This window comes from Pantoea conspicua, from assembly GCF_002095315.1.
Lineage (GTDB): Bacteria > Pseudomonadota > Gammaproteobacteria > Enterobacterales > Enterobacteriaceae > Pantoea > Pantoea conspicua.
Genome location: NZ_MLFN01000081.1, coordinates 1 through 10,179 on the forward strand (window position 1 = coordinate 1; position 10,179 = coordinate 10,179).

Genomic DNA, 10,179 nt, shown 5'->3' on the forward strand with positions numbered 1-10,179 from the left:
CTGATGGAGCATCTCGCCCGCAGACCAGATCCAGCCCTGCGCATTGCGGCCAAACGCCAGGCCGCCCCATGCCAGCAGTGCCAGCACCAGCAGGCCAGCCAGCGCCCAGCGCAGCAGATGCTGACGTTCAGCCGGGATCTTATCGCCCTGGTTCAGTGCCGGTGACACCGAGCCGGTCCGCAGTCGTGGCAGCAGCCACAGCAGAATCGGCACGCCCAGCAGCGCAGTGGCGGTACCGGTCGGGACATCGCGCCAGTGAACGCTTAACCACTGCACGCAGCCATCCGCCAGCCACAGCAACAGCGCGCCAATCAGCGGTGCCAGCAGCATCCGGCTGATTAACCGGCGTCCGCCCAGTAACTTCGCCAGCAACGGCGCAAACAGCCCGATAAAACCGATAATCCCGGCAGCATTGACCAGTTGCGCACTGAGCAGGATCGCCAGCGCCAGCGCAGCGATACGCGCCAGCGACAGCGCCAGTCCAAGATTCTTCGCCACGCCATCATCCAGCCCCATCAGCATCAGCGGACGCAGCAGCGCCAGCGCCAGCAGCAATGCCAGCAGCAGACGCGGCCAGAGCTGCAGCACGTTTTCCCAGCTCATCTGATTCAGCGCGCCGGTGCTCCACAGGAACATGTTCTGCAACTGATCGTGATTGAAGATGGCAAAAATCTGGTTCACTGCGCCGCTATAGAGACTCAGCACCAGGCCGGCCAGAATCAGGGTGACCGGCGACAGACGCTTGCGCCACGCCACGCCAAACACCAGTACCCCCACTCCCACGGCCCCGATCAGGGCAGCAAACTGCTGAGTGATTGCGCCGCCGGGCAACTGCCATAAAGTCGCCACGGTGATGCCGAGCTGTGCGCCAGAGGAGACGCCCAGCGTGGTCGGTTCGGCCAGCGGATTGCGCAGCACCTGCTGGAACAGCAAACCGGCTAAGCCCAGCCCGGCCCCGACCAGCAGCGCCAGCACCAGACGCGGCAGCAGGCTGTAGTGAAACACCATCTGCGCCACGTTATCGGTGGCAGGCGACCACAGCGCCTGCCACCACTGCGCCGGCGGTAATGCCTGCTGCAGGTTAACCAGCGTCAGGCCAGCCGCCAGCAGAAACAGCAGGCTGAGCAGCGCCGTGGGGAACAGAGCATGGCGCATCAGTGCGTCTCCAGCGCGCGTTCCAGCACGCGCACAAAGTGCAGCGCTGACAGCGTCGCGCCGTAATACCAGACCGCCGGTACGCGCTGAAAGCGTCCGGCCCGTACAAACGGCATTGACTGCCAGAGCGGGCTGCGCATCAGCTGCTGCATATCCGCCTCGTTATCGTGATCAAAGCAGATGACGTCCATTTCGCCCAGCGGTGCCAGCTGTTCGATACCCACCACCGCGCTGCCCCAGAAGTTAGTTTCGCCCTGCCAGCCATTCTTCAGGCCCAGCAGAGTCATGACTTCAAGAAACAGGCTGTTTTTGCCGAAGGTAATGGCGTGGCGACTGTCGAGCAGCGACATCAGCAGCAATGTCCGTCCGGCATGAGGTGCCAGACGCTGGCGCGCCGCAGCCAGTTCGCTGTCGACCCTGCGCAGGTGCTGCTCAGCTACAGCGCTTAATCCGAGGCACGATGCCAGCTGACGTAGCGAGGCGCGTGCAGTGCTAAAAGGTTTACCGTCACCGCTGTTCAGGTCGAAACCCATAATGGGCGCAATGCGCATCAGCTTCTCTTTCGACGGGCCGTAGCCGTTGGAACAGAGGATCAGAGACGGCTGCATCTGTGCCATCAGTTCCAGATTCGGTTCGGTGCGAAGGCCCACATCCACCACCGTGTCGGGCAGGGATGGCTCGCCGACCCAGATGTTGTAATTGTGCAGATCCGCCACCCCATAGGGCGTGACGCCAAGCGCCAGCAGCAGTTCGGTAGGTAACCATTCCAGAGCAATAATGCGCGACAGGTCTGGCGTGGCGGCGCTCAGCGGCAGGCTGCGGAGCAACGGTGCGGCCGCCAGCGCCAGCATCAACCTGCGGCGTAACAGATCGGGCATGAGGCCATCCTTAGTAGACAAAACTGACCGGGGCGCCGCCCTGCGGATGCGGTAAAATGCCCATCGGGATGCCGTAAATCTCGCCGAGGACCTCAGCCTGCATGATCACCTCCGGCCCGCCTTGCGCGATCAACGCGCCCTGCCGTAGCGCCACCAGATGATCACAGTAGCGCGCCGCCATGTTGATATCGTGCAGCACCGCGATCACGGTCAGCCCGCGCTCACGGCTCAGGGTCTGAATCAGCGCCAGCACCTCAACCTGATGGGCGATATCCAACGCCGAGGTCGGCTCATCCAGCAACAGGCAGCGACTGTTCTGCGCCACCATCATCGCCAGCCAGGCGCGCTGGCGTTCACCGCCCGACAGGCTGTCAACTAACCGACCGGCAAAGGCATTCAGCCCGACCCGCGCAATCGCATCCTCGACCCGATCGCGATCCTCCTGACCAAAACGCCCCAGCGCGCCGTGCCACGGATAACGCCCAATCGCCACCAGCTCGCGCACCGTCATCCCTTCCGCGGCCGGTAACTGCTGCGGCAGATAGGCCACCTCGCGGGCAAAAGCCTTGCTGTTCCAGTGTTCAACCGGCTGCTGGTTGAGCAGCACCTGACCGGTGCTGGCGCTCTGATGACGACCCAGCATTTTCAGCAGCGTCGATTTACCTGAGCCGTTGTGACCAATCAGCGCGGTGACTTTGCCGGGCGGAAAGGTCAGCGACAGCGGCTGAAGGAGGGTACGACCCGGTACCTGAAAGCTGGCGTTATCCAGTGTGAAGGTCGCGTCTTCTGCGTGCGGATACGGCATGGTTATCCCTGTGAACGGGCGCCGCAGCGCCCGGATAAATCAAAATCTGAAAGTGGCAGTACCCACAATCTGGCGTTCCGCGCCCCAGTAACAGGCGTAGTCACGGTAGCAGCTGGCGACATATTCACGGTCAAACAGGTTGTTGATGTTGACGCCCACTGTCGAGCCCGGCAAACCGAAACGAGCGAGATCGTATTTCAGCGCGGCATCGACCGTGGTGTAACCGGCCACCTTAAAGTTCTGGTTCGAAAGTCCAGCAGCGGTATTATCTGAGGTATCAGCATACAGCCCCTGGCTTTCGCCCACGTAGCGCACGCCCGCGCCGATCGTTACCCCTGACAACGCGGTTTCGTGGAAGGTGTAATCACTCCACAAGGAGGCCATATGCTTCGGTACCTGTACCGGTGTTTTGCCTTTCAGCAACGTGTCTTCGGTATATTCCGCATCGGTGTAGGTGTAGGATGCCGTCAGATTGACGTTAGCGTTGAGCGCCGCTTTGGCTTCCAGTTCCACACCGCGCGACCGGATTTCACCACCCTGCACGCTGAAATTAACATTACCGGGTTCAGCCGTCAGGTTTTTGGTTTTGGTCAGTTGGTAAACCGCGGCGGTAAGCACCACCGGGCGATCTTTGGGAACATATTTCACGCCAGCTTCATATTGCTTTGCGCGTGAGGGATCAAACGGTTGACCGCCGGACGTGGTGCCGGTGTTGGGAATGAATGATTCGCTGTAGCTAAAATAGGGAGCCACACCATTATCAAACACATAGTTCAGGCCACCGCGCCAGGTGAAGGCCTGATCGTGATTTTTCACTTCGGTACTGCTGCTGCGGTTAAGCGCGGAGGTCGTGGCGTAATCGTAACGGCTACCTAACGTCAGTACCCAACGATTCCACTCCATCTGATCCTGTGCGTAAAGACCGGTTTGTTCTTGTTTATTGAGATAGTGATAAGGGAATGGCGTACCGATTTCAGTGTCATTGCCATATTGTGGATTGATCGCATTAAGGGGTGTCACACTGCCGAAGGCGGCATCAATATCGTTACGGGTCCGTTGATAATCGACGCCCAGCAGCAGGGTGTGATCCAGCTGGCCGGTGGCAAATTTCGCCTGCGCCTGGGTATCAACCGCAAACTGATTGAGCTTCTCTTCAGAAATGGCGGAACCGCGATTAATCTCCTGGGTTTCCGGATTGAAACTGCTGCCGTAAATGCTGCGGTAATCGGTACGCAGATCGGCATAGCGCAGGTTCTGGCGCACCGTCCAGGTATCGTTAAAGCTGTGCTCGGCGTTATAGCCCACCATTTTGGTGTTGCGCGAAATTTTGTTGCTCTGTTCGCCTTCATCAAAATTGGTTGGCAGTTTGTACTCGCTGCCGTCAGGACGGGTAATCGGCACCACTGTGCCCTGACGCGGCAGCCAGCCGTAATAACCGGTTTCAGGCTCGTTCTGGAAATAGGTCAGCAGATCAATGCGGGTGCGGTCATCCGGACGCCAGCTGAATGCCGGCGCGAGGGTGTAACGCTTCTCTTTGTTCATCGCCTGCTGCGCATCCTGACTGCGCGCCTGACCGGTCAGACGATAGCTGTAGACGCCGTCATCATCCAGCGCGCCACCAAAGTCGAAGCCGGTTGAGAACAGGTTATCGTTGCCCATCTGGAACTGCACTTCACGCAGGGTTTCCTGAGTCGGACGCTTACTCACCAGCGAGACCACACCGCCGGGATTGCTCTTGCCATACAGCACCGACACCGGACCACGCAGCAGTTCAGCGCGCTCCAGGAAGTAAGGATCGATGGCGAATTCAGAGTAGTTGTCCCCTGCAGTTTCAGGCCATCCAGGTACTGGTTGGTATTGGTTTCGCTAAAGCCACGAATCGACAGGGCATCAATCACGTCTGAACTGCCGCGGTTACCGGTCAGCACGCCAGGGGTGTAGTTAAAGGCCCCTTTGACGCTGGTGACGTTACGCATCTCCATCTCTTCGCGTGTCACCACGGAAACAGACTGCGGATTTTTTTCTATCGGCGTATCGGTTTTGGTCCCGGTAGCGCTCTGTTTCGCGGCGATAGTCGCCGCAGGTCCCCACGCGCTTTCGGCTGGCGCGCCGGCCCCGCCGTCTGCTGACACGACCAGGGTATCCTCCGCCAGCAGGCTACTGCTCAGGCTGGTCAATGCCAGCGCAATCATGATTCCCAAAGGCTGGCGGTAAAATTGTTTTTTAACAGAACAAGGAGAAGTCGTTCGCGCATTCATAAAGGTGTCTCTTAACTATGAGGGATCGGCAGGCGAATCGAAACGATAATGATTATTATAACGGTCGAATAATATGCGAAACGCCGTCGGAACTGCAAGGATAAATCCCAGGCGTGACGCCGTTTGTAGCGCGATTAACCGGTATTGATCAGGCGCAAAAAAAGGGCGCCGAAGCGCCCTTTTTAACCAGTCTGGTGAAATTATTTACCAAACATATCTTTTATCCATCCCGCTACGCCGTCGCTCTCTTTCTGCTCCTGCGGTTGCTGGGACGGTTGTTGCTGCTGCTGTTGTTGCTGTTGCTGATCAAACAGCTGCTGCTGCTGCTGCTGGACCTGTTGCTGTTGCTGCTGACACAGCGCATTCGGGTCCAGCGCCCAGACCGGCAATGCACGCCAGGTGCTGCTGCCACTGCCACAGACAAAGTTACCGGCCGAGTCGATGTTCATCAGTGACACATCTTCAGGTGGCGTCAGCTGCAACGGCATCGGTGCCTGGTTATCGAGGTAGCGGCGATAGAGTTGCATCGCCCCGCTGGCACCATAGAGTTTGGTCGGCTGGTTGTTGTCACGACCCACCCAGGTGATCGCCACTTCTTTACCATCGATACCGGCAAACCAGCTGTCGACCAGATCGTTGGTGGTCCCGGTCTTGCCCGCCAGGTGGGCATTCGGGAAACGCGCACCCAGTGCACGCGCCGTGCCGTGATCCGCCACCTGCTGCATGGTGTAGAGCGTCAGATAGGCTGCCTGAGCCGGCTCAACGCGCTGCGCCTGCGGATAGCTCTGATAGAGCACGCTGCCATCTTCCGCAATCACCGAGCGCACCGCTGACAGCGAAGCGCGATTGCCGCCGCTGGCGATCGACTGGAACGCCTGCGCCACTTCAACCGGCGTCAGGTTCAACGCACCCAGCAGCATCGCGGGCACCGGATGCAGCTGATCTTTCGGCACGCCCAGTTTGTTCCAGGTATCGACCACCGCATCCAGACCCAGGGTCATACCCAGATTGACGGTGGGAACGTTCATCGAGTTGGTCAGCGCATCCACCAGCATCACTTTACCGCTGAAGCGGCGGTCGTCGTTCATCGGTTTCCAGACGCTGCCGTTCGGCTGTTTCAGCGCGATCGGCTCATCGGCGATCCAGCTGTTAAGACGATAGGTGTTTGGCTGACTCAGCGCGGTGAGATAGGTCGCCGGTTTGGCCAGTGAGCCGATCGAGCGGCGCGCCTGCAGCGCACGGTTGTAACCGGCATACTGCGGATCGGCACCGCCGACCATGGCGCGCACTTCACCGCTGAAGCGGTCAACCACCACCATCGCGGTTTCGAGATCCTTGAGGCCACGCTGTTTTTTCAGCGTCGGAATGCCGTCGATCACCGCTTTTTCCGCCGCATCCTGCGAGACCGGATCGAGGGTGGTGAAGATCTTCACGCCGGAGAGATCTTTCACCTTGTCGCCAAGCTTCGCCTGCAGCTCATTACGCACCATCTGCATAAACGCTGGCTGAGGCGTAATCACGCCGCCTTTCGGCTGCACACCCAGCGGACGCGCCGACAACATGTCATATAGCTCCTGGTCGATCACTTTCTGCTGCTGCAACAGGCGCAGCACCAGATTGCGACGTTCCAGCGCCAGTTTCGGGTTACGCCACGGGTTATACAGCGACGCGCCTTTTACCATGCCGACCAGCATCGCCTGTTGATCAAGGCTCAGCTCATCAACCGGACGGCCAAAGTAGTAAAGGCTGGCCAGCGGGAAGCCACGAATCTGATCGCTGCCAGCCTGACCGAGATAAACCTCGTTGAGATAGAGTTCCAGAATGCGGTCTTTGCTGTAGCGCGCATCCATGATCACCGCCATATAGGCTTCACGCGCTTTACGCCACAGCGAACGCTCGTTGGTGAGGAACAGGTTTTTAACCAGCTGCTGGGTCAGCGTACTGCCGCCCTGCACTGCCCGGCCAGCGGTAATGTTGGCCAGGAAGGCACGACCAATCGAGTAAGGGCTGATGCCATCATGCTCATAGAAGTGGCGATCCTCGGTGGCAATCAGCGTATCGACCAGCAGGTCCGGGAAACCGGCGCGCGGTACGAACAGACGCTGTTCACCATTCGGCGATTGCAGCATGGTGATCAGGCGCGGATCGAGGCGGAAAAAGCCAAAATCACGGCCGGTATCGAGGTTTTTAATCTCGCTCAGCTCATTCTTGCTGAAACTCATGCGTGCGTGGATCTGCCCCTCTTTACTGTCGGGGAAATCAAACGGACGACGCAGCAAATCAATGGTGTTGCCTTTGACCGAAAACTCGCCAGGGCGGGTGATACGTGACACCTCGCGGTACTGGGTACCCTCCAGCAGCGCCACCATTTCACTTTTGTTGTAGGCCATCCCCGGTTCGAGGCTGACCATACGGCCATAGACGGTCGCGGGCAGTTGCCACACTTTCCCGTCAATCCGGCTGCGAATTTCCGAGTCGAGGTAGACGCCCCACGCGGCCATCACCACAACAAACACCAGGAACAGCTTGATTAACCATCCCAGCCAACGGCGTTTGCCGCGCGGCGGTTTTCCACCTTTACCTTTACGTGGCACCGGCGCTTCCTCCTCGTCATCATTAAAATCGTCCTGATCGATATCCTGTTCGATATCCCTGCGGCGTCCCCGGCGCGCGCTGCTGCGCGGCGGCAACGGTTTACCTTTGCGCCCGATAGGTTCGCGATCGTTCCCAGACATTGCTTTTATTCTCCAGGCATAGCTTACGGCTGCGCCGCTACTCTAACTGCTTTCTCGCGTTCCGCATGGCAGAACCCTCTGAATTCGATCCAGCGGTCTCAACCTTGCGGGGACATTTTTTTAGTGCGCCTTGTTGGCAAGGCGGTGGCCGGATCGTCTGGCCAGGGATGTTTAGGATAGCGTCCTTTCATCTCTTTGCGGACCTCCGGATACGCGCCGCGCCAGAACGCCGCCAGGTCGCGGGTAATCTGTAACGGGCGCTGCGCCGGTGATAACAGCTCCAGCACCAGCGGCACCCGGCCTTCCGCGACGGCAGGATTGGTGGCTTCGCCAAACATCTCCTGAATCCGCACCGCCAGCGCCGGGGGCTTGTCTGCATCATAGCGGATCGGCAGCCGGCTTCCGGTCGGCACAGTGTAATGAGTTGACAGCGCACTATCCAGCCGCTGACGTTGTGACCATGTGAGTAAATGTAATAGGGCGTTGACGAGGTCCACCGATTGCAGCGTTTTCAGATCGCGCACGGCGGACATTTGCGGCAATAGCCACTGTGAAAGGCTGTCGAGCAGCGCAGCATCATCGACCGCCGGCCACGACTCTTCCGGCAACCACTGTGCGGCACACTGGATACGCAGCCGCAGCTGCTCCGCCTGAGGTGTCCAGCCCAATACCGACAGACCCTTTTCGGCGATCCAGCGCAGCATCGCGGCGTGCAGCACTGCCGGTTCCGGACGGGCCAGCGGCTGGGTTTTCAGCACCAGCGCGCCAATCTGCTCGCGCCGGAATGCGCGCAGCGTGCCCTTCTCTTCATCCCATTCCACTTCGGTCCGACGTTCAATCAGCGCCGGCCGCTGCTGACACAGCGCCTCAATATCGACCGGCAGCGCCAGTAGCATCCGTGCGTCCGGCGTGGCACTGACCTGCAACAGCGCCGGGGCGATCAGCCACGCATTGCGGGTCAGGCCATCCTGCTGATCCAGCCGGGCACCCAGTCCATTGGCCAGCTGATAACGGCCGCTGTCGTCGCGCCGTCGCGCCAGTCGATCGCCAAATCCTGCCGCCAGTAAGGCGGCGAAACGATCGTCATCCACCCGGCCGCCGCTGACCTTGATTCGTCGCTGCCACTGTTGCGCCCGGCGCAGCCACTGCGGTTGCGGCCGGTGCAGCGCATCACGCAGATCGGCACTGCCGCTGCGCGGCGGATCTTCCAGAATCGCCACCAGCAGCGCCGCGCTGGCAACCGCATCGGCATTCTGACCGGCAGCGCACAGCATCGCCGCCAGCCGCGGATCGCAGCCCAGCGCGGCCATCCGCCGTCCCAGCGTGTTGAGCAGCCCATGGCTGTCCAGCGCGCCGAGACGGGTTAACTGTTGCTGTGCCGCCGCCAGATGTCTGGCTGGCGGCAGGTCGAGCCACTGCAGCTGTTGCGGCTGGGTACAGCCCCACTGCAGCAGATCGAGCCACAGCGAGGAGAGGTCGCTGTGCAGGATTTCTGCTTCGCTCTGTGCCGCCGCGCGTGACGCCTGTTCCTGCGGCAGCAGATGCAGACAGATGCCCGGCATTAAGCGCCCGGCACGTCCGGCGCGCTGGGTCATGGATGCCTGACTGATGCGCTGGGTCTGCAGACGCGTCACGCCGCTGCGGGCATCAAACAGCGCACTGCGTTCCAGTGCGCTGTCGACCACCAGCCGGATCCCTTCTATCGTCAGGCTGGTCTCAGCAATGTTGGTGGCGAGCACCACTTTGCGTCGTCCCTGTGCGGCGGGCAGAATCGCCCGACGTTGCGCCGCCAGCGGCAGTGCGCCATACAGCGGCGTCAGATCAACGTCGTCGCTGATGCGTGATTCCAGCTCGCGCTTTACCCGTTCGATTTCCGCTACCCCAGGCAAAAACAGCAGCAACGATCCCTGCTCATCACGCAGCAGCTGCGCCACTTCACGCGCCACCGCCTCTTCGAAACGTACGTTAGCGTTCAGTGAGGCGTAGCGCCGTTCAACCGGGTAGCTGCGCCCTTCGGATACGATCAGCGGCGCATCCGGCAGCAACGCCGCCAGCCGGGCGTTGTCCAGCGTGGCAGACATCAGCATAATCTTCAGGTCATCGCGCAGCCCCTGCTGGACATCCAGCAGCAGCGCCAGCGCCAGATCGGCCTGCAGGCTGCGCTCGTGGAACTCGTCGAGGATCACCAGCGACACGCCCTCCAGCATCGGATCGTGCTGTAACATCCGGGTCAGCATCCCTTCAGTCACCACCTCCAGCCGGGTCTGTGGCCCGACGCAGCTTTCGCCGCGCATCCGGAATCCGACCGTGGCGCCCGGCTCTTCGCCCAGCTGCTCCGCCAGCCGTTG

At 60.3% G+C, this 10,179-nt stretch carries 5 protein-coding genes and 1 pseudogene; all 6 read right to left on the minus strand.

Features of this window, described 5'->3' with window-relative positions:
- Positions 1-1,155 (minus strand): iron chelate uptake ABC transporter family permease subunit (locus tag HA41_RS18730; protein ID WP_143807371.1); only part of this gene is annotated, 1,155 nt, incomplete at its 3' end.
- Positions 1,155-2,033: a Fe(3+)-hydroxamate ABC transporter substrate-binding protein FhuD gene (gene fhuD, locus HA41_RS18735; RefSeq protein WP_094122022.1), complete on the minus strand. Its 879-nt coding sequence runs from the start codon at positions 2,031-2,033 to the stop codon at positions 1,155-1,157. The genes fhuD and HA41_RS18730, both read right to left, overlap by 1 nt.
- A 10-nt stretch (positions 2,034-2,043) precedes the next feature.
- Positions 2,044-2,838, minus strand: a complete 795-nt coding sequence (gene fhuC, locus HA41_RS18740; protein ID WP_094122023.1) for a Fe3+-hydroxamate ABC transporter ATP-binding protein FhuC — start codon at positions 2,836-2,838, stop codon at positions 2,044-2,046.
- Positions 2,839-2,877: 39 nt separating this feature from the next.
- A pseudogene (gene fhuA / locus HA41_RS18745) lies at positions 2,878-5,096 on the minus strand (ferrichrome porin FhuA).
- A gap of 200 nt (positions 5,097-5,296) precedes the next feature.
- A complete protein-coding gene (mrcB, locus tag HA41_RS18750; RefSeq protein ID WP_094122024.1) occupies positions 5,297-7,831 on the minus strand; it encodes a bifunctional glycosyl transferase/transpeptidase in 2,535 nt (844 codons plus the stop codon).
- A gap of 98 nt (positions 7,832-7,929) precedes the next feature.
- Positions 7,930-10,179: ATP-dependent helicase HrpB (hrpB, locus tag HA41_RS18755; RefSeq protein WP_094122025.1), on the minus strand; the 2,250-nt coding region annotated here is incomplete at its 5' end.

Bases quoted from the DNA above. Each gene is read 5' to 3' on its own strand.
- fhuD (WP_094122022.1), bottom strand. From the start codon at position 2,033: ATGCCCGATCTGTTACGCCGCAGGTTGATGCTGGCGCTGGCGGCCGCA.
- fhuC (WP_094122023.1), bottom strand. From the start codon at position 2,838: ATGCCGTATCCGCACGCAGAAGACGCGACCTTCACACTGGATAACGCC.
- mrcB (WP_094122024.1), bottom strand. From the start codon at position 7,831: ATGTCTGGGAACGATCGCGAACCTATCGGGCGCAAAGGTAAACCGTTG.